General features: G+C 41.2%; 15 protein-coding genes and 1 tRNA gene. 11 read left to right on the top strand and 5 right to left on the bottom strand.

Going from position 1 to position 21,162, the window contains the following annotated elements; translation table 11 throughout:
- The first annotated feature begins 82 nt into the window (after nucleotides 1-82).
- On the top strand, nucleotides 83-2,962 hold the full coding sequence (locus CWC17_RS08290; RefSeq protein ID WP_138612575.1) for a M16 family metallopeptidase: 2,880 nt from the start codon (nucleotides 83-85) through the stop codon (nucleotides 2,960-2,962).
- Nucleotides 2,963-3,041: 79 nt separating this feature from the next.
- Here the strand turns inward: CWC17_RS08290 and CWC17_RS08285 are convergent, their stop codons facing one another.
- Both CWC17_RS08285 and CWC17_RS08280 read right to left on the bottom strand, forming a co-directional pair.
- Entirely contained in the window at nucleotides 3,042-3,356 is a 315-nt protein-coding gene (locus CWC17_RS08285) for a helix-turn-helix transcriptional regulator (RefSeq protein WP_138542012.1), read from the bottom strand.
- A gap of 1 nt (nucleotide 3,357) precedes the next feature.
- Nucleotides 3,358-3,765, bottom strand: a complete 408-nt coding sequence (locus CWC17_RS08280; protein WP_138542013.1) for a hypothetical protein — start codon at nucleotides 3,763-3,765, stop codon at nucleotides 3,358-3,360.
- A gap of 295 nt (nucleotides 3,766-4,060) precedes the next feature.
- Here CWC17_RS08280 and CWC17_RS08275 point away from each other — a divergent pair, with 295 nt between their 5' ends.
- The 3 genes from CWC17_RS08275 (at nucleotide 4,061) to CWC17_RS08265 (ending at nucleotide 6,653) form a co-directional block, all read left to right on the top strand.
- Nucleotides 4,061-4,990 (top strand): sensor domain-containing diguanylate cyclase, encoded by a 930-nt coding sequence (locus tag CWC17_RS08275; RefSeq protein WP_138612574.1) that lies wholly within the window; start codon nucleotides 4,061-4,063, stop codon nucleotides 4,988-4,990.
- A gap of 123 nt (nucleotides 4,991-5,113) precedes the next feature.
- Nucleotides 5,114-5,932, top strand: a complete 819-nt coding sequence (gene cysE / locus CWC17_RS08270) for a serine O-acetyltransferase (RefSeq protein WP_055015136.1) — start codon at nucleotides 5,114-5,116, stop codon at nucleotides 5,930-5,932.
- Between the two features lie 40 nt (nucleotides 5,933-5,972).
- Nucleotides 5,973-6,653, top strand: a complete 681-nt coding sequence (locus CWC17_RS08265) for a hypothetical protein (RefSeq protein WP_138612573.1) — start codon at nucleotides 5,973-5,975, stop codon at nucleotides 6,651-6,653.
- A gap of 11 nt (nucleotides 6,654-6,664) precedes the next feature.
- Here CWC17_RS08265 and xseA read toward each other — a convergent pair whose 3' ends face one another.
- Nucleotides 6,665-7,996 carry an exodeoxyribonuclease VII large subunit gene (gene xseA / locus CWC17_RS08260; protein ID WP_138612572.1) on the bottom strand — a complete coding sequence of 444 codons (1,332 nt, stop codon included), beginning with the start codon at nucleotides 7,994-7,996 and terminating at the stop codon, nucleotides 6,665-6,667.
- 146 nt (nucleotides 7,997-8,142) lie between these two features.
- Here xseA and guaB point away from each other — a divergent pair, with 146 nt between their 5' ends.
- Both guaB and guaA read left to right on the top strand, forming a co-directional pair.
- Nucleotides 8,143-9,612 carry an IMP dehydrogenase gene (gene guaB, locus CWC17_RS08255; protein ID WP_055015139.1) on the top strand — a complete coding sequence of 490 codons (1,470 nt, stop codon included), beginning with the start codon at nucleotides 8,143-8,145 and terminating at the stop codon, nucleotides 9,610-9,612.
- A 96-nt stretch (nucleotides 9,613-9,708) separates the two neighbouring features.
- A complete protein-coding gene (gene guaA, locus CWC17_RS08250; RefSeq protein ID WP_138542017.1) occupies nucleotides 9,709-11,286 on the top strand; it encodes a glutamine-hydrolyzing GMP synthase in 1,578 nt (525 codons plus the stop codon).
- Nucleotides 11,287-11,386: 100 nt separating this feature from the next.
- On the opposite strand, the gene CWC17_RS08245 is transcribed toward guaA, so the two are convergent.
- The gene (locus tag CWC17_RS08245; protein ID WP_138612571.1) at nucleotides 11,387-12,970 is read right to left on the bottom strand and encodes a BCCT family transporter; all 1,584 of its coding nucleotides are present in this window, start codon (nucleotides 12,968-12,970) and stop codon (nucleotides 11,387-11,389) included.
- Between the two features lie 434 nt (nucleotides 12,971-13,404).
- Between CWC17_RS08245 and CWC17_RS08240 the strand changes: the two genes are divergently transcribed.
- The 3 genes from CWC17_RS08240 (at nucleotide 13,405) to rimI (ending at nucleotide 14,305) form a co-directional block, all read left to right on the top strand.
- A tRNA-Trp gene (locus CWC17_RS08240) sits at nucleotides 13,405-13,481 on the top strand.
- A gap of 64 nt (nucleotides 13,482-13,545) precedes the next feature.
- Nucleotides 13,546-13,851, top strand: a complete 306-nt coding sequence (locus CWC17_RS08235; RefSeq protein WP_138542019.1) for a BRCT domain-containing protein — start codon at nucleotides 13,546-13,548, stop codon at nucleotides 13,849-13,851.
- Nucleotides 13,838-14,305, top strand: coding sequence for a ribosomal protein S18-alanine N-acetyltransferase (gene rimI, locus CWC17_RS08230; protein ID WP_138612570.1), 468 nt, complete (start codon nucleotides 13,838-13,840; stop codon nucleotides 14,303-14,305). The genes CWC17_RS08235 and rimI overlap by 14 nt, the downstream gene beginning before the upstream one ends.
- 3 nt (nucleotides 14,306-14,308) lie before the next feature.
- Here the strand turns inward: rimI and CWC17_RS08225 are convergent, their stop codons facing one another.
- Complete coding sequence (locus tag CWC17_RS08225) at nucleotides 14,309-16,981, bottom strand: ATP-binding protein (RefSeq protein WP_055015144.1); 2,673 nt, start codon at nucleotides 16,979-16,981, stop codon at nucleotides 14,309-14,311.
- A gap of 511 nt (nucleotides 16,982-17,492) precedes the next feature.
- On the opposite strand from CWC17_RS08225, the gene prfC reads away from it, so the two are divergent.
- The gene (gene prfC / locus CWC17_RS08220; protein ID WP_055015145.1) at nucleotides 17,493-19,082 is read left to right on the top strand and encodes a peptide chain release factor 3; all 1,590 of its coding nucleotides are present in this window, start codon (nucleotides 17,493-17,495) and stop codon (nucleotides 19,080-19,082) included.
- A gap of 62 nt (nucleotides 19,083-19,144) precedes the next feature.
- Nucleotides 19,145-20,887: an arginine--tRNA ligase gene (gene argS / locus CWC17_RS08215; protein WP_138612569.1), complete on the top strand. Its 1,743-nt coding sequence runs from the start codon at nucleotides 19,145-19,147 to the stop codon at nucleotides 20,885-20,887.
- The last annotated feature ends 275 nt before the right edge of the window (nucleotides 20,888-21,162 follow it).

Genomic DNA, 21,162 nt, shown 5'->3' with positions numbered 1-21,162 from the left:
AATCATTTCCTTTAGGGCATAATCAACTATGAATTAGCATTAAATCTAATAACAAATTTGCTCAATTTAAAAAGGGACAACAATGAAATTTAAATTACTAGCAACAAGCTTAGCGGTATCGCTGGCACTAACAGGCTGCGCAACACAGCAAAGCGAAAACACCCAAGCAGCACAGCAACAGCAAACAACAGCCGCTGATGAGCGTGTATTTTCGCAAGAGTACTTAATCGAAGAGCTTGATAACGGCTTACGTGTAATGGTTGTTAAAACCGATTACCCCGATGTCGTGTCGCTGCAAATTCCGGTATCGGTTGGTTCACGAAATGAAGTAAAAGAAGGTAAAACCGGGTTTGCTCACTTTTTTGAGCACATGATGTTTAAAGGCTCTAAAAAATTCCCGCAAGACGAATACACTGCCATTTTTAAAAATGCAGGGGTAGATAACCGTGCTTACACCACTAATGATTACACAAACTACCATTTAAACTTTTCAAAGCAGCACCTTGATAAAGTACTTGAAATTGAAGCCGATATTTTTCAAAACTTAACCTACACCGAAGAGCAATTTAGAACCGAAGCGCTAACGGTTAAAGGGGAGTATTTAAAAAATAACGCCAGCCCAATTCGTAAGTTATTGAGCGCAGTTCGCGAAGAAGCGTTTGATACACACACCTATAAACATACCACCATGGGCTTTTTTGAAGATATTGAAGCCATGCCAGATCAAATGGCGTACGGTAAAGAATTTTTTGATAAGTTTTATAAGCCAGAATATGTATCGCTAGTAATTGTTGGCGATGTAGACCCTAAAGCCACGATGGCTATGGTGAAAAAACATTGGGGTGGCTGGAAAAAAGGTAATTACGTTGCCGATATAAAAGCCGAGCCTGCACAACAAGCGCCTAAATATGTACATGAGAAAAACGAAGGTCTGCCGGGTCATTGGTTGCTTGTATCTTACAAAGGTGCGGCCTGGGAGCCTGCAAAAAAAGATAGAGCCGCGCTTGATTTAATCTCACAACTTTATTTTTCAAATAACTCAGATTTATACCAAGAATTGGTTGTTGAAAAACAAATAGCGAGTCAAATGTTTACCTACAATCCAGAGACAAAAGATCCTGGTTTATTGCATGTATTTGTAAAAGTAGAAAATGAAGATGATTTAGCAAAAGCACGCGATGCTATTAATCGCACTTACGCAAAAGCACGTACCGAACTTGTTGATGAGCAAAAACTAAGTGATTTAAAATCGAACCTTAAATACAGCTTTATTAACGGCTTAGATTCATCACAAGCAATTGCGTCAACCCTTGCAAGATACATGCATTTTGAGCGCGATCCAGAGGTAATTAACCAGCTTTATAAATCGGCCGACAACATCACAGCACAAGATATTAAAGCCGTGGCTAATAAATACTTTGTAGATGACACGCGTACAACCGTAACTATGTCGGCACTTGATAAAGCCCCTGGGTTTGAGCAAGAAACAAGCTTAAACGCGTTAGTCGCAAAACTTGATAAAGCCCCTGAAGCACCAGTATTTAAAGTACTTGATAAAACCAATAGCTCGCCACTGATTGATGTAAACTTTTTATTCAATACAGGGGCTGCCGCAGACCCTAAAGGTAAAAAAGGGGTTGCTGCGCTTACAGCCGCTATGCTTGCTCAAGGTGGTTCGCAAAGTACGAGTTACAAAGAGATACAAAAAGCGCTTTACCCGCTTGCGGGTAGTTTCGGTTATCAAATAGATAAAGAAATGCTGTCGTTCCAAGGGCGTATACATAAAGACAATGCTGAAACATGGTATGCAATTATAAGCGAGCAACTGCTTAACCCAGGTTTTAGAGACGATGACTTTAAACGCCTTAAAAAGGAAATGATCGACGGTATTAAGTCGGGCTTAAAAGCATCTAACGATGAAGAGCTAGGTAAAGAAGTACTCTACAGCACGCTTTATAAAGGCCACCCATACAAAAGCTACAACTTCGGCGATATTTCGGATTTAGAAGCACTAACGCTTGATGATGTAAAAGCATTTTACAACACAGAGCTTACCCAATCTAAACTAACACTGGGTTTAATTGGCGCTGTGCCAAAAGCACTTAAAGCCGAAATTAAAAGCGATTTAGCAACCTTACCTAAAGGCGAGCAAAGCCGATTAAGTATTCCTGATGCGCCAGAACTTAGAGGTCATCACGCAACAATTGTAGAAAAGTCGGCGCAATCTACCGCGGTATCGTTTGGGTTCCCAATTGATACTATTCGTAGCAGCGAAGATTGGACCGCCCTTTGGCTTGTGCGTTCGTACTTTGGTGAGCATCGTAGTTCTAACTCATACCTGTATGAGCGAATTCGTCAAACACGGGGTATGAACTACGGTGATTACGCCTACATTGAGTACTTCCCGCGTGGTATGTTTCAAACTAAACCTGATGCAAACTTAGGACGCTCTGAGCAAATATTCCAAATCTGGTTACGCCCGCTGCGCTCTAATAACGATGCACACTTTGCAACGCGTACTGCATTGTTTGAGCTGGATAAGCTCATTAAAAATGGCTTAACCGAAAAAGACTTTGAAGCAACACGTAACTTTTTAATTAACTACGTACCGCAGCTTGTCGCAAGTCAAAACCGTCAGTTAGGCTATGCACTTGATAGCGAATTTTATAATACGGAGTCGTTTGTAAAGTACGTGACAAATAAGCTTGAAAAGCTGACACTTGCTGATGTTAATCGCGTGATTAAAGATAACCTGCAAACAGACAACGTGCAGTATGTGTTTATTACTGGTGACGCCGAAGACATGAAAAAACGTTTAGTGTCAGAGCAAACATCGCCAATGGTTTACAACACAAAAAAACCAGCAGAACTTGTTGCTGAGGATAAAGTCATTGCCGATTACAAATTAGCAATCCCAGCTAAAAATATTGAAGTAATGGCCGTTGAAAAAGTGTTTCAGTAATTTAAGCGCTTTATTCAATATATAAAAAATGCCCCAGTGCTTATAGCCTGGGGCATTTTTATTTAATTAGCGTAGGGTATTAGTTAGTCGCTAAAAGCACTGAACCTGCGCCTAGAGCAAAGCTTATTAAGGAGCTAATAACAACGCCCGCTAAAAAGCTTTTAGTTGGTGTACTTTTAACGTTGTCATTTATAGGTTCATCAAGTTTAATTAGCTCGCCTTGGCGTACTTCAAGTACCGCGCATAGTGCCATAGTGGTTTCTTTAGAAGCGGCGCCTTGTTTTTCTACTCGTTGAATGGTCCGCAAGCTTACGTCGCAGGCATCTGCAAGCTGCTGCTGTGTCCAATTCAACTTACTTCTAAGCGATTTAATTGTTGTAGGATTTAATTGCACGTTAAAGCTTCCCTACAAATAGTTCAACAATGGTTGCCGTTGTATAGCCAAACACCGCTCCGCCTAATGTGCAGCCAGCAAGAAAAAATGCTGCCTTTTTAGGGTCGTCCGAAAGACTAGATTGAACTTGTTTTGCAACGATTTTTGCATCTTTATAAAGTGTGCATTCTAGGCGCCCTGTGAGTATATTAAGCATGTCAAACTTTACTTGATACTGTGAGCCCTCAAAATCAAAAGAATGTGTGCTCGCACAATTAATAGTGCGCTTTTTACTGAATAAATCATCATTTATGTACACTTCTTCTTTACCAGTAAAGTAACTACCAAAACAGGCAATTTGGTTGTCGCCATCTTGAAAGTAGAATTTATAACCAAGTCGTTTTGTATTTAATATATCGTTTTTCATCATCGTTATCCTTGTTGAGTTGATGATGCTAATTTAGCGTTTGTTTTTATTTTTTACGCCGTCAGTAGTATGTCAGTAGCTAGTTTGGCACATGACAGCAGCCCTGTCATGCTTCATTAGTACTTGATTATTAATGTAAAAGTAAATTTTATGAATTTTTATAGATCACTTAACTGTCATACGGTGTATTACTTCACATTAATAAATTAAGCAATTAGCGTGATGCAAAGTAACAATGTTGTGTTAAAAAATTGTTATTGATTATACTAGTTAACAACAAAGCTAAAATGGAAAGCTCGTGATTGACGATAAAGCGTTTTTTAAGTTGGTACTCGATACCACGCCCGACCAAGTCGTGGTTATTAATTCTAACGGCGACATAGTTTATATTAACCGAAGCTGGCAAAACTTTGGCGAACAAAACGACTGTGCCTGCTGTGATATGTGGGAGCAACAAAATTACTTAACTGAGTGTGAGAAAGCGGCGCAAAAAGGAGACAGCTTCGGTTTAAAAGCATTTAACGGTATTAAATCAGTTATTTCAGGTGCTAATGGCGACTTCTATCTAGAATATCCGTGTCATAGCGAAGATGAAAAACGTTGGTTTATGATGCGTGTGGTCTCGTTTAACCATATAGATAATGCGTATTACGCTATTAGTCATCAAAATATTACCGAGCGAAAACTAGCAGAAGAGCAAGTACAAAAACTTGCCGCTATTGATGGCTTAACAGATATTGCTAACCGAAGCTTTTTTGATGCCTTTTTAGAGCAAGAGTGGAATCGTTGTCAGCGTTTAAGTATGCCGTTTTCACTGGCTATAATTGATATTGATGATTTTAAATTACTTAATGATACCTATGGCCATCAACAAGGCGATACATGTTTAAAAATGGTGGCTAAAGTACTTAATGAACACACTAAACGGCCCAGTGATTTATGCGCGCGTTTTGGTGGTGAAGAATTTGTATTAGTTTATGGCAATACAAACTCAGATCAGGCTTTGTTAGTATTGAACGGTATTTTAGAAAACCTAAAACAGTTAAACATTGAAAATAAACATTCATTGCCCAGCAGAACCCTCACTGTTAGTGTAGGGTTGACTACTATTACACCAAGTAGTGATTTTACAGCGGCGTATTTAATCAAAGAAGCAGACGATTTACTTTATAAAGCAAAAGATAAAGGAAAAGATGCTTTATGTGTGAGTGATTTAGCACTCGTATAATTTTTTACCCTTAGTTATACCTAATAACCAGAACAAATAACTAAGGCGTTAACACCTTAGGCTTTAAATCCGTTAAACTTGGGAAAAAGCTCTTTTTATATCAATTTAAGGCAGTGTAGTATTATGCGTCATGAAATTTGGCAACAGCTTCGTAGTGAAGCTAATGAAGTTGTAACTCGCGAACCACTTTTAGCAAGTCATGTGTATTCATGCATTTTAAATCATGAGTGTTTGGGTTCAGCGTTAAGCTTTATTGTTGCTAATAAATTGGCAGATGCTGTGGTATCGGCTTTTACAATACGTGAGTTGTTCGACCAAGCGTTTGTAAAATGCGACCGCATGCTTACCTATGTTGCCGAAGACATTAAAGCCGTTAAAGACAGAGACCCAGCAGCTGAAACCTACCTTACGGTTATTTTAAACTTAAAAGGGTTTCATGCTATTCAGGCGCATCGCTTGGCTAACTGTTTGTGGCAGCAAAACCGTAAAGAGCTTGCTCGTTTTATTCAAAGCCGTACCTCAGAAGTGTTTGGGGTTGATATTCACCCTGCGTGTCAGGTTGGTAAAGGGATAATGTTTGACCACGCCACCGGTATTGTTATTGGTGAAACCGCAGTGATTGAAGATAACGTATCAATACTGCAATCGGTCACGCTTGGCGGTACGGGTAACGAGCAGGGCGACCGCCATCCTAAAATTAGAGCCGGTGTGCTTATTGGCGCAGGTGCTAAAGTGCTGGGTAATATTGAAGTAGGCGAGGGCGCACGTATTGGCGCAGGTTCTGTGGTACTTACCGCGGTACCGCCACATACCACTGCGGTAGGCGTACCAGCTAAAATTATTGGCAGACCGGATTGCCCCTGTCCGGCGCAAAGTATGAATCAAAACTTTTTATCCACTCAAGAACCTGAAAACGAATCACACACCAGCGCTATGCTGTAATATTAACCTGTACAAATAAAAAATTTTAAAAGGAATTAAAATGAACAAAAATAGCTTATTAACACTAGGGATAGGATTTATTGCGGGTGTAGGTTTAACGTGGAGCTACTTTAATTTGGTTTCAAGTGACGCAAGCCCCGCAAAGTTACAACATGCAAATACAAAGCAGCAAGCCCCTGTTGTTCAGCCGCCTAAAGGTAGTGATGCAACAACAAAACCTGTTGTACCAGCTGCCCCTGAGCAAAGCGCTGCTTTAGTGCAAAAAGATAACCCGCCTAACCCAGACCCACAACCGCTTGATGAGCTTTCTCTAGAAGAGCAAGTTGCTCAGCTTAAGCAGCAATTAGCAGCGCAAAAAACCTTGATGAAAAACGCGGCGCAACAATTGCGCGACCCCTCTGATGCACAAGCCGTTTTGCAAACGCAATTTGATGAGCAAACACGCAACGAAGAGTGGGCCTATCAAACAGAAACAGCACTGCAAGATTTTTTACTTACCTCTGATTTAAGTGCTATCCCTGAGATTGTCAGCGCAGCGTGTAAAACCACAGTATGTAAATTTGAACTTGCCGCACCAACTGATAACGATTCGTTTGATCACACCCAATGGCGAGAGCTAAACGATAAGTTAATGAAGCAAGAGTTTTGGTTGCAATTTAAAAGAACAACCTCAACGTCAAGCGACACCGAACTCACTTTATTTATGGCCACAGAGCTTTAATCAAGAGGGCTTTACAACGCGGTCGATTTTATAGCGCCATCGACCAGCTCTGTGATTAGCACGTCACCTTTTTTAATGTGTGCAACCGATTTAACCACTTTGCCTTGTTGAGATTTGGTGATGCTGTAACCGCGCGCTAAAACATTAAGTGGGCTTACCGAGTCGAGCCTACTCGCTTGCAGCGCTAAGCTATTTTGCGCGTGTTGCAACTTGTGCTGCATTGCTTGCTCAAGTCGGGTTTGTACCTGCATAAGCTGATGACTGGCCTGCGATAACTTTTTATCAGGTGATTGACGCATTAAACGCGGGATCAAATTATTAAGCGTGCGCTCTTGTTGGTATAGGCGATTACGCATGCCTTGTTGTAAGGCTATAGTTAGCTCATCTAATCGCTGCGCTTTTTGGTTTAGTTGATTGCGCGGATGACACAAATTAAGCCGATGCTGTAACTGTGTTGCTAGTGCGCGTTTATCGGCCATATTGTGTTTAAAGGCATTATTTAACCGGTTAATGAGCTCAACCACCTTATTATGTAGCTCTTGCGTGTTAGGGCTAACAAGTTCAGCCGCTGCAGAAGGCGTTGCTGCACGAACATCAGCGACGTAGTCGCTTATAGTTGTGTCTATTTCGTGGCCTACTGCGCTCACTATAGGTAATTCACTTTGGTAAATAGCGCGGGCAAGCAGTTCATGGTTAAAGCACCATAAATCTTCTAGTGAGCCACCGCCTCGCCCTAAAATAAGTACGTCTACCTCATTGCGTGCATTGGCTAACTGTATTTGGTCAACTAAATGCACATGGGCTTCTTTGCCTTGCACCATGGCTGGGTAAATAATGACGTCTAATTGTGGAGCGCGGCGTTTAAGTACGGTTAATATATCTTTTATAGCAGCGCCCGTTGCTGAGGTTATAACGCCTACACGGTTTATATTCTGCGGCAGTGGTTTTTTATAGGCCGAACTAAACAAGCCCTCTGCGGCTAAGCGCATTTTTAATGCATCAAATTCTTGCTTAAGCTGGCCCTCACCTGCAGGTTCCATATGTTCAACAATAAGCTGATAATCGCCGCGTGGTTCGTAAAGTGAAACTCGGGCTCTAACCGTTACTTGAGCGCCGTTTTCGGGGCGATAACTTTGACTGCGGTTGTTGCCGCGCCACATAGCTGCTTTAATTTGTGCTTTTTCATCTTTTAACGAAAAGTACCAGTGCCCAGAAGCAGGGGTAATAAAGTTGGAAATTTCGCCGGTTAGAACAAGCGATGCAAAGCCCTGCTCAAGAACTGCACGAATCTCTTTGTTAAGGCGCGACACGGTGTATACCGTTTGCGAAGGCTTCGAAAACATATAAAACAACCTAAAACTATTATGAGGTAAGTTATGAGATAAGTTTATCATAAATATTTGCGAAATATTATTTACGAATGCGCGCAACGCTGTTAAAATTTGGCCGCAATTCCTTATCTTAGATCCACATGTGAGAAGTTGCCAAAATGCTTAGAATCGCTAAAGAAGCTCTTACCTTTGATGACGTACTTTTAGTACCTGGTCATTCTACTGTTTTGCCACACACGGCAAATATTTCAACTCGCTTAACGCGTGGTATCAAACTTAACTTGCCGCTTATTTCAGCATCTATGGATACTGTTACAGAAGCTCGTTTAGCTATTGCCCTCGCGCAGGAAGGTGGTCTTGGTTTTATCCATAAAAACATGACTATTGAAGAACAAGCGAGAAACGTACGTAAAGTTAAAACCTACGAAGCAGGTATTGTGTCATTTCCTGTTACTGTGTCTGCCGATTTAACCATCGCAGATGCGACGCTTCTTTCGCAAGAAAAAGGGTTCTCGGGTTTCCCGGTGACTGATAGCGAAAATAACCTACTAGGCATTGTTACCGGTCGTGACATGCGTTTTGAAACTAAGCTTGAACAGCCTGTTTCTAGCGTTATGACTAAAAAAGACAAACTAGTAACAGTTAAAGAAGGCGCGTCGCGCGAAGAAATTTTGGGTTTAATGCACGAACACCGCATTGAAAAAATCTTAGTGGTTGATGATGCGTTTAAACTAAAAGGCATGATCACCGTAAAAGATTACCAAAAGGCGCAAGACAAACCCAATGCGTGTAAAGACGAGCTAGGGCGTTTACGTGTGGGCGCTGCTGTTGGTGTTGGTGCAGGTACTGATGAGCGAATTGCTGCATTAGTAGAGGCGGGTGTTGATGTTTTACTCATCGATACGTCACACGGCCACTCGCAAGGGGTTATTGACCGTGTTTCTCAAACTCGCGAAACGTACCCAGATTTACAAATTATTGCCGGTAACGTTGCCACTGCCGAAGGCGCTATTGCTCTTGCTGATGCCGGTGTTGATGCGGTTAAAGTAGGTATTGGCCCAGGTTCAATTTGTACTACGCGTATTGTTACAGGCTGTGGTGTGCCACAAATTACGGCTATTTCTGATGCGGTAGATGGCTTACAAGGGCGTGACATTCCTGTCATTGCTGATGGCGGTATTCGTTTTTCTGGCGATATTGTTAAAGCATTGGTTGCGGGTGCATCGTGTGTAATGGTGGGCTCAATGCTTGCGGGTACTGAAGAAGCGCCAGGCGAAGTTGAACTTTACCAAGGCCGTTACTACAAATCGTACCGTGGTATGGGCTCGTTAGGTGCGATGGATCAAAAAGAAGGTTCGTCGGATCGTTACTTCCAAAAATCTAACCAAGCTGACAAATTAGTACCTGAAGGTATTGAAGGTCGCGTCGCTTATAAAGGCCCAATTGCAACGATTATTCATCAGCAAGTGGGTGGCCTTCGTAGCGCAATGGGATTAACGGGTTGTGCCACCATTGAAGAGCTAAATACAAAACCTCAGTTTGTACGTGTTACATCTGCAGGTATGGGTGAGTCGCACGTTCACGATGTGCAAATCACTAAAGAAGCGCCTAACTACCGCTTAGGTTAAACAACACGTTTAAATTACGGGGCTGGAATTACCAGCCCTCTTTTATAGCCACTAAGTAAATTAGTGGAATCTAGCATCTACTTTACGAGATCCTTCATGAGCAAAGATATTCACGATTCACGAATTCTAATTTTAGATTTTGGTTCGCAGTACACTCAATTAATCGCGCGTCGTATCCGCGAAATTGGTGTTTATTGTGAACTGTGGGCATGGGATGTGACCGAAGAGCAAATTCGCGAGTTTAATCCACAAGGTATTATTTTATCTGGTGGCCCTGAGTCAACCACACTAGAGAACAGCCCGCGTGCACCTGAATATGTGTTTAACGCTGGCGTGCCAATACTGGGCATTTGTTACGGCATGCAAACCATGGCAGCTCAACTTGGCGGTAGTGTACATAGCTCTGATAAAAAAGAGTTTGGTTATGCACAGGTAGAAAAAGTGGGTAACTGTGCATTATTTGATGCAATTGAAGATCATATTACTGATGGCGGCAACGGCGTTTTAGACGTGTGGATGAGCCACGGCGACAAAGTAATGGAAGTGCCGGCAAGTTTTAGCACCACAGCTAAAACACCAACGTGTCCGCATGCTGCTATGTCTAATGAAGAAAAGCGTTTTTACGGTGTACAATTTCACCCAGAAGTAACGCACACACATCAAGGACAACGTTTATTAGAGCGTTTTGCAATTGATATTTGTGGCTGTGAAAAACTATGGACACCTGCCAAAATTATTGATGATGCCATTGAGCGTATCAAAGAAACCGTTGGCGATGACGAAGTGATATTAGGCTTATCAGGCGGTGTCGATTCATCTGTTGTGGCTATGCTTATTCACCGTGCCATTGGCGATAAGCTAACATGTGTATTTGTTGATAATGGTTTACTTCGTTTAAACGAAGGTCAGCAAGTAATGGATATGTTTGGCAATAAGTTTGGCTTAAATATTGTTAAAGTAGACGCTGAAGATCAATTTTTAGCTGACCTAGCTGGTAAGTCAGACCCAGAAGAAAAACGCAAAGCCATAGGCCATACGTTTATCAATGTATTTGATGAGCAAGCTAAAAAGCTTAAAAATGCAAAATGGTTAGGTCAGGGTACTATTTACCCAGACGTCATTGAATCTGCAGCATCTGCTACAGGTAAAGCACACGTAATTAAATCTCACCACAATGTGGGCGGCTTACCTGATGACATGAAAATGGGCTTAGTTGAACCATTGCGTGAATTATTTAAAGATGAAGTACGTAAAATAGGCTTAGAACTTGGTTTACCGTACGACATGCTTTATCGCCACCCATTCCCTGGACCAGGTTTAGGTGTACGTGTACTAGGTGAAATTAAAAAAGAGTACTGTGATTTACTACGCCGTGCTGATGCTATTTTCATTGAAGAGCTACACAAAGCCGAGCTTTATCATAAAGTAAGCCAAGCGTTTACTGTATTCTTACCTGTTAAGTCGGTAGGGGTTATGGGTGATGCGCGTAAATACGACTGGGTGGTATCACTTCGTTGTGTTGAAACTATTGACTTTATGACGGCACGTTGGTCACATTTACCGTATGAGTTTTTAGGTGTTGTTTCTAACCGTATCATTAACGAAATTGATGGTATTTCACGCGTTGTTTACGATATTTCTGGTAAACCACCTGCCACCATAGAGTGGGAATAATACCAAATAAGTAAGCTTAATTTACTGAGCTGATTATTGCACATTAAAAAGCCCGTTTAATAAACGGGCTTTTTTACGCACTAACTTTAAGGCTAAGCTTTTAAGTTTTAGGGGGTAATTCAGTTAGCATGCCTGTTACTAAACTCACGCTGCCAAGCAGTAAAATAAATGTAAAAGGTAAGGCGGCGATAATAGTAATGTATTGCAACGCTTGAATTGAGTCGGTGCCGCCAATCCACAGCATTAACATAGCAATAATACTGGCAATAACGGCCCATACTAATTTTTGCTTTATAGGCACTTCTAGTTTGCCGCCTGATGTAAGGCTATCTATTACAATAGAGCCAGAGTCGAGGGTGGTGACAAAAAAGATAATTATTAATGCCACAGCTAAAAGCGAAAGCAGCGTACCAAACGAATAAGCATCTAGCATATAAAATAAACTAAGCGTTACATCTGTAATGCCTTGATTCGCCCCTAGTACCCCAATTTTATTTATAATTTGATCAATTGCTACACCACCAAAAACCGACATCCACGCGCTAGTTACGAGAGTAGGAATAAGTAATACGTACACTAAAAACTCACGTACGGTACGCCCTTTTGAAATACGCGCTACAAACATACCAAAGCAAGGTGCGTATGCAACCCACCACGCCCAATAAAATACGGTCCAGCCATGTAGCCACTGCGTATCTTCTCGGCCTGTGCTGTAGCTTAGTGGCATGATATTTTTAATATAGCCGAGTACGGCCGTGTAGGCAGAATCAAGTACGGTGGTAAAGTTTAAAATAAACACTAACCCCAAAAACACGAAGGCGATGCCCATATTTATATTACTTAGGAGTTTTACGCCACCATTCATACCACGCACAATAGAGAGGATAGCCAAGCTCATAATTAATAAAATAATGCCTTGTTGTAATAATAAGGAGCTTTCAAAGCCCAGTACGTGGCTAATACCGCTGGCAGCTTGTGCTCCGCCTAAACCTAACGAGGTCGCAAGACCAAAAAGGGTTACTAATACCGCCATTACATCGATAACATCACCTAACCTGCCCCAGACTCGGTCTCCTAAAAGTGGATAAAATACAGAGCGCATAGAAAGCGGTAAGCCTTTGTTATAAACAAAATAGGCTAAACATAAAGCGGTCATACCGTAAATTGCCCAGGCGTGCAGGCCCCAATGGAATACTGTAGCCCCTAAAGCCATTTCGCGGCCTTGTGTGCTAAAGGGCTCTGCATTGAGTGGGGTGCCAAACCAGTCGCTGTAAAACGCAGTCGGTTCTGCCACGCCCCAAAAAATAAGACCAATACCCATACCCGCAGCAAAGAGCATAGATACCCACGATAAGGTTGAATAGTCTGTCGTTGCTTTATCGCCGCCAAGGCGAATTTTACCCAGTGGTGAAGCGGCAATGCCTACTGCAAACAGCAGTAATATATTGGCACCCCACATAAATACGTAGTCAAAATTAGTTAGTGCGGCATTTTTTATTGAGTTAATTGCCTCTTTGGCTTCGTTAGGTGATAGGGCAAGCAGGGTAATTATAAAAAGTAGAGATAGACCAATAGAAACAGAAAATACATTAGTATGAATATCCATGCCCCATTTGCTAACGTTGTCTTGCCCTACTCGGTAATCTGTTGAATCGATACTGTATTTTTTTGATTTAAACTTCATATAACACGGCGTGGACTACTAGCAACGGCTAATAGTAAAGCTCCTCCATATTTGCATTGTTAATGATCCGTGTATGTAAGATACATGATGAAATATGCAATTAGGTGGTAAGGCGCGGATCACCTAGGCGCTAAACTGTATCATAAATGCTGCTAATGTTATTGATTTGTTTATGCACTTAAATGCTGCATTAGGGCGGGAGGAGGCGCCATAAATAATGAGGGCGGATGAAATACGTGATGCTCGGCACCAAATTATTACCGGTGAGAGTATTTACAGCATAACATCTAGGCTCTGCTGGGCTGGCAAAGTGTTTTTATAACGCTATTTAGCTTGCTAATTCAGCGTTTTGTATAATTTAAAGGCAATTGAACTAAAAAGTTAATTTTTTACTTTACCTTTTCTAAAAGGTCTCTATAATTCGTCGACATTGCAGGGGCGTAGTTCCAATTGGTAGAACAGCGGTCTCCAAAACCGACGGTTGGGAGTTCGAATCTCTCCGCCCCTGCCATTTCTTCTTTACATCGTTTTTATTACTTCATATATTGTTCCCGTGTTTAATTTACTGAGTTGTTATGCATCCACGTTACGCAGCTATTTTTGGTATAGAAAACCTTGAACTAAATCGGCACTATCGCCCCAAAAATAATGACTCTTCTTCAGACGTTTCGCAAAGCACAGCCGCTGAACCTTTAACGCTGAGTGAGCCGTTATTAAGTGATATACGGTTAAGCGTACCTCCTTTAACAATTAATCATGTTTTTAAAGGCGCTGGTATAGAGTTAACCGACGATAAGCTTACACTACCATCTTCACAGCTCAGTGCTTCTGATAAGCGCGCTCTATGGGCTTTAATGAGTACACACCTTGATAAACTTTAAGCCTGTAAACGAAAATGCCATAGCTCAATTAATGGCTATTGAAACCGCTTGTCACTCTCATCCTTGGTCTCTTAAAACAATGAGCTCTTGCATGGGCGGTCGTTACTTTAATTTAGCGGCGTTTGATGAAAACACCCTAGTAGGTTTTTATATTGGTGAAAAGGCAGGGCCTGACTTTACCCTTATGGATATATGTGTAGCGCCCAGTAAGCAAGGTAAAGGCATTGCAAGGCAGTTACTTAGCCAGTTTATTGAATATGGCGAGCAGCAAAATGCTGAAAATCTGTTTTTAGAAGTGCGCGAATCAAACGCGCGTGCAATAAAGCTATACGAACATGCTGGCTTTACGCAAATGTCGGTACGTAAAAATTATTACCCGAGCGATGATGTGACTAAAAATGGTTATGAAGACGCCATACTAATGGGTATGGCGCTTAACTTAGGCTTTTTGTAAGCTTTAAGCCGTTTCTTTACTTTTAGCGATAGTTTGCTCTATTGCATTGATTAAATTAATGATCAAAGTAGGGCGCTGTGTTTGATCGTTACTTAGTAAGTTCTCTTCTAATAAAGCTGCACTGTGGTAAATATCATCAAAATTGAAGCATCCCGCACTGCCTTTTAGGCTATGGGCTACGCTTCTAAGTGCTTCTGCATCGTTACTCGCCTTTAAGCTGTTTACCTTTTGCAGGTAACTTGGCAGGTTAGCCACATAGTTATCGTTAATTTGCTGAAACTTTTCACTTTTTAGTAAGCTATCCCACTTATTTTGATTATCTTTTTCAAGATTTAAGTAGCTTACCAGTACGTTTTCAAGCGCGTCCTTATCGATTGGTTTTGCGAGTGCTTTATCGCAACCCGCTTCTATATAGGTGTCTATATCATGGTTCATTACATTGGCGGTAAGCGCAATTATAGGCCCATCGTAGGCGGCATGGCGTAGCATTTTAGTTGCTTCAAGGCCGCCCATTACAGGCATTTGCATATCCATAATAATAAGCTGGTAGTCATTTACTAGTGCCATTTCTACCGCTTGAGCACCGTTATTAGCCATATCAGGCTCAAGCCCCCAGGTTTGTAATAAAAGCTTTATAAGAAGCTGGTTATCTGGATTATCTTCGGCCACCAATATATTGGCATCAAAACTAGAAGTAGCAAACGACAAGAAAGGGTCTTTTTCTGGAATAAGCTGTGCTTTCTCAGTTAAAAGCTCTAATGATTGTTTAGGCTCGTTAATATGGCAATCAACGGTAATAGCAAAGCGACTGCCTATACCAATTTCGCTTTTTAAAGTAACATCGCCACCCAATAACTGTGCTAAGTTTTTAGATATACACAAACCTAAGCCTGTGCCTCCAAAACGTCGCGTTGTGGTGGCATCAGCTTGTTCAAAAGGCTTAAATATACGCTCTATTTGGTGCTCAGACATACCAATACCTGTGTCCTTAACCACAAACTCAAGCTGCTGCTTACTTTGTAAGTAATGCACACAAATAGACACTTTACCTTGTTCGGTAAATTTAACGGCGTTACTGGCGATATTTATTAAGATTTGTTTTAAACGCGTCATATCACTATAAATAGTGCGTGGTAATGGCAGCTCGTAATGAATGCTAAACGCGAGCTGCTTTTCTCGTGCTAGCGGTTCAATAATTGATTCAATATCGTGAACAAGTTGGACTACATTGAGTGGCGCTTGCTCTACTGCAAGCTTTTCTGCTTCTATTTTAGATAAATCGAGTATGTTGTTTATTAGCTCTAATAAGTGTTTAGAGTTTCTTAAAATAGTATTTAAATGCTGCTTATCGTTAACCACTTTATCGTTAATTAGTAACTGCTCGGTAAAGCCCATAATGGCAGTAAGTGGAGTGCGTATCTCATGACTCATATTTGCTAAAAAACGACTTTTAAGCTGGTTGGCTTGCTCAGCTTGAGCTATCGCAAGTTCAAGTTGGCTGTTCATCGCTTCAAGCGCTTTAGTGCGGCTTTCTACTTTATCTTCTAGGTGGTGTTTATATTCTTCAAGCTGTTCTTGGTAGTGTCTAATTTGGTTGATCATGTGGTTAAAATCGTTAAACAATACCCCAACTTCATCATTGGTATGAGCCGGTAAATTTACCGATAAATCACCATCACCAACACGATGGCTAGCCGCCCCTAAAAGCTCAATGGGGTTAAGTAGTAAGTTGCGAACAACCACAAAAATAAGAATAGGCAGGGTGATCACCGAAATAATCACAATTAAGCCTGTAATTAAGCTAATAGCCTTACCCGATTGATAAAGCACGCCCTTTGGAATAGTTGATACAAAATAATAACCGCCACTCATTTGTACGGCAAAAATCATTCTTTCTATTTTGTCTATGCTAGAAAGCTCAATAGTCGAAAGAGTGCCTACATCAGCTAAATTATGCACTTGTTCAAGCTCGTGCTCGGTAATGTATTGCCCGCGTAAACTGTAGTCTGAGCTAAATAAAATTTGCCCATCGTTTGTAAGCAATAAATTTAAAGTATTGTTGTAAGGCGCTTCTAAAATACTGGTGTTTAATATAGAAGGTTCGACTTGTAATACTATAAAGCCAAGTTGTTGTGGCCGCTTTAAATAGTAATCTACACTTTGAACGCGTTGTACAAAAAATAAATTTGTGGTGCCGTCGCTGTTTTGCACCATAAATTGTTGCTGGCGCAAATTACTCTGCAGTACTTGCTTAAAAAATGGGTATGACTGCGGTGCGGTTGTTAGGTTGTTAGAGTAATACGCGTCACTTTTACCACTGGCCGACACTAAATTAATACTAATTATATCTGGGTAGGCTTCGCTATAACTGGCAAAAACATCCATTAGTGCCCCTAAACGGCGAGTATAGCTGCCATCAGCGTGAATGTCGTTTGATAAAAAGTCACTTAAAACCGGTGAGGTCGATAGTAGTTTTGCTGTGGAATGAAACGAGTCTATGTAGTTAAAAACCTTTTGTTGCTGTTGCTCAACAAAGCGGCTCATTATAAGGTCGGCTTGTTTTTGGGTCGAATTGGTTACATTAGTTAGGGTAAAGCCACCTAAAAATAGCAAAGGTAATATCACCAAAGGGGTTATATACCATAATAATCGAATGCTTAACTTACTGGTTTTCATGACCAAACTACTTATCCTCCGTGCAATCTATCAATGATATGCGTTACAAGTTTAATTCTCAAGAAGCTAAGGTCGATTAGCGTTAATTTAGAGTAAAAATATAATGTTTTAATACATGGGTCGTTAATAAGTTATTGCTAAGGAGACTTTTATATTCTTGGCACTTTAAGTTTATCTGTTAAGTTTTAAAAAAATTACCCTATTTATTGTGCTTTAAGTGAAAACATCATTGTTAAAATTTATTGTATCTACCGATTAAATTACAGTTAGATGGCCCCCTAAAATAGTGATTAGACAAAGCCAAGATATTTTTAAGTTAGATAGCACACTTTTATACCGACTCCTGTTACAATTGCCACTATTAAAAAATTAGCTATATGGCGTTAATTGTTGTCAATTTATTCACACTAAATTGCTCAAAGCCCAGTTAATAACGATCAACTTAACGGGTTGCCTTGCATACACTTAATGTTATGCATGTAACTTGGCATCAAACTAAAAGAACTTATTAATGGCAGACCAGAATATTATCAACGAAATTAGCAAGCGAAGGACTTTTGCAATTATATCGCACCCGGATGCTGGTAAAACCACCATCACCGAAAAAGTACTTTTGTTCGGACAAGCGATTCAAAAAGCCGGTACTGTAAAAGGCCGTGGCTCTAATCAGCATGCAAAGTCTGACTGGATGGAAATGGAAAAGGAGCGTGGTATATCAGTTACTACCTCTGTCATGCAGTTTCCATATAACAATGCGCTAGTTAATTTACTTGATACTCCTGGACACGAAGACTTCTCAGAAGATACTTACCGTACTTTAACTGCGGTAGATTCGTGTTTAATGGTTATTGATGCCGCAAAAGGTGTAGAAGAACGTACCCGTAAACTTATGGAAGTTACGCGCTTGCGTACCACCCCAATCGTTACCTTTATGAATAAGTGTGACCGTGATATTCGTGACCCAATGGAGCTACTTGATGAAGTAGAAACAGAGCTAAACATTGCCTGTGCGCCTATTACGTGGCCAATTGGTTGTGGTAAAGAGTTTAAAGGTGTCTATCACATTCATAACGACGAGGCAGTTTTATACAAAACAGGCCAAGGTCATACGATTCAAGAAGTACGCACTGTAAAAGGCCTTGATAACCCAGAGCTTGATACCGCCATTGGTGAAGAGCTTGCCGAGCAATTACGTGAAGAACTAGAACTGGTGATTGGCGCCTCTAACGAGTTTGACCTTGAGCTGTTTTTAGCGGGTGAGCTTTCGCCTGTTTACTTTGGTACAGCCCTTGGTAACTTTGGTGTAGACCATGTACTTGATGGTTTAACACAGTGGGCACCAACACCATTGCCGCGTGAAACAGAAGACCGCCAAGTTGTTGCAACTGAAGAAAACTTTACCGGCTTTGTGTTTAAAATTCAGGCTAACATGGACCCTAAACACCGTGACCGTATAGCCTTTATGCGTATTGTATCGGGTAAATACAGCCAAGGCATGAAAATGAACCATGTGCGTATTGGTAAACAAATAAGTATTTCTGATGCGGTAACCTTTATGGCGGGCGATCGTGAGCGCGCAGCAGATGCATTCGCAGGCGACATTATTGGTTTGCATAACCACGGCACTATTCAGATTGGTGATACCTTTACGCAAGGCGAAAAGCTTAAATTTAGTGGCATTCCTAACTTTGCCCCTGAATTGTTCCGCCGTATTCGATTAAAAGATCCGCTTAAGCAAAAGCAGCTACTAAAGGGCTTAGTACAGCTATCTGAAGAAGGTGCAGTACAAGTATTTAGACCGCTTATTAATAACGATTTGATTGTAGGCGCAGTAGGTGTGCTGCAGTTTGATGTTGTTGTTGCGCGTTTAAAAGCAGAATACAACGTAGATGCTATTTACGAAGGTGTTAACGTAAATACTGCGCGCTGGGTACATTGTGACGACGTTAAAAAGTTTGAAGAGTTTAAGCGTAAGTGCGAAAGCAACTTAGCGCTTGATGGTGGCGATAACTTAACTTACATAGCACCAAGTCGCGTAAACCTAAATTTATCGGTAGAGCGTTACCCAGACGTAACCTTTAGCCACACGCGCGAAAATTAGAACTGACTGACTAAAGTTAACTGAAAGCCTGCTATGGTGGGCTTACATAGGTAAATAATATAATGAACATTCGTACTATTTTAGTAGAAAAAGCCATTGCCGCCATGACCGCTGCAGGCCTACCAGAAGACACTAATCCAGCAGTTACACAAAGCACACGCCCGCAATTTGGTGATTACCAAATTAATGGTGCAATGGGTGCCGCTAAAAAAATGAAAAGCAACCCACGTGAGCTTGCGCAAAAAATTATTGATAATTTAGATGTAAGCGATATTGCTGAAAAAACAGAAATTGCCGGCCCAGGTTTTATTAACATCCACTTAAAGCCTGAGTTTTTAGCAAACAGTGTAAAAGCAGCAAACAGCGATGCAAAACTTGCTGTGAATGAGCACTCTAACCCACAAACTGTGGTAGTAGATTACTCATCACCAAACCTTGCAAAAGAAATGCACGTAGGCCATTTACGTTCAACCATTATTGGTGATGCGATTGTACGTGCCCTTGAGTTTAGAGGCGATAAAGTTATTCGCCAAAACCACATGGGCGATTGGGGCACTCAGTTTGGTATGCTAATTGCGCATTTAGAAGATCAAATTAGCCAAGGCGTAGACTTAGAGTCGGTAGCGCTTGCTGATTTAGAAACGTTTTACCGCGACGCTAAAAAACGTTTTGACGATGAAGAAGGCTTTGCCGATAAAGCCCGTGATTACGTGGTTAAACTACAAGGCGGCGATGCGCACTGTGAAAAGCTATGGAAGTTATTTATAGCAACCTCAGTTAAGCACTCTGAAGAAGTATATAAACGTCTAAATGTAACGCTTACTCAAGACGATATTATGGCTGAAAGTGCATACAACAGCGAACTTAACGATATTATTAGCCTTTTAAAAGATAAAAATATTGCTGTAGAGTCGCAAGGCGCACAAGTGGTGTTTTTAGATGAGCTTGCCAACAAAGATGGTGAGCCATCAGCGTTTATCGTGCAGAAATCTGGCGGTGGCTTTTTATATGCAACCACCGATTTAGCCGCATGTAATTACCGCTCAAACACTTTAGGCGCTGAACGTATTTTAATATTTGTTGATGCGCGTCAAAGCCTTCACTTTAATCAAGTAGAGCTTACAGCACGAAAAGCAGGCCTTTTACGTGATGAGACAAGCTATGAGTTTTGCCCGTTTGGCACCATGATGGGCGCCGATGGTAAACCATTTAAAACTCGTACCGGTGGCACTGTTAAACTTGCCGACTTACTTGAAGAGTCAATTAGCCGTGCAGCAACAAAACTTGCTGAGCGTGAGTCTGATTTATCAGAACATGAGCGCAGCGAAATTGCGCGTAAAGTCGGTATTGGCGCGGTTAAGTACGCTGACCTTTCTAAGCACCGTACTAGCGATTACATATTCAACTGGGACACCATGTTAAGCTTTGAAGGCGCCACAGCACCTTACTTACAATATGCTTATACGCGAGTGCGCAGTATTTTCCGTAAATCAGGTGTAGATGCTGCCTCGTTAAATGCTGATGTAGCTATAGCTGAGCCGCAAGAAAAAGCGCTAGCGCTTAAACTGCTACAGCTTGAAGAAGTCCTTGATTTAATGATCTCTGAGGCTACTCCGCACGTATTATGTAGCTACTTATACGAGCTAGCTAGCTTATACATGACATTCTACGAAGCCTGCCCAGTACTAAAAGAAGGCGTAGAGCCAAGCGTACGTGACAGCCGTTTAGTGTTGTGTAATTTAGTGGCAGATACGCTAAAAACAGGATTGGATCTGTTAGGCATTGAAGTCATGGAGCAAATGTAATCACCTTCTGCTTCGTGTAGTTCGCTTTAGCTGCGTTGGTAAAACTATTTAGCCTAAGTCACATACAAACCGTATGCTCCTTGGCATAAATAGTTTTACCGCCTTGCTAGCACTCCTACACTTGCAGATGATTTTAGGCTTTACTTGACGAACTTTTGTAAGTTAATCAATTTTGTAGCTGATAGCTGATAGCTGATAGCTGATAGCTGATAGCTGATAGCTGATAGCACCGTAGGTTGGGTTGAGTGAAACGAAACCCAACACTAAACTAAAAT

Origin of the sequence: Pseudoalteromonas sp. S3785 (genome assembly GCF_005887365.1) — a bacterium.
In the GTDB taxonomy this organism is placed as follows: domain Bacteria; phylum Pseudomonadota; class Gammaproteobacteria; order Enterobacterales; family Alteromonadaceae; genus Pseudoalteromonas.
The sequence above is the reverse complement of the archived record's forward strand: the minus strand, read 5'-3'. Positions and strand labels throughout refer to the sequence as shown.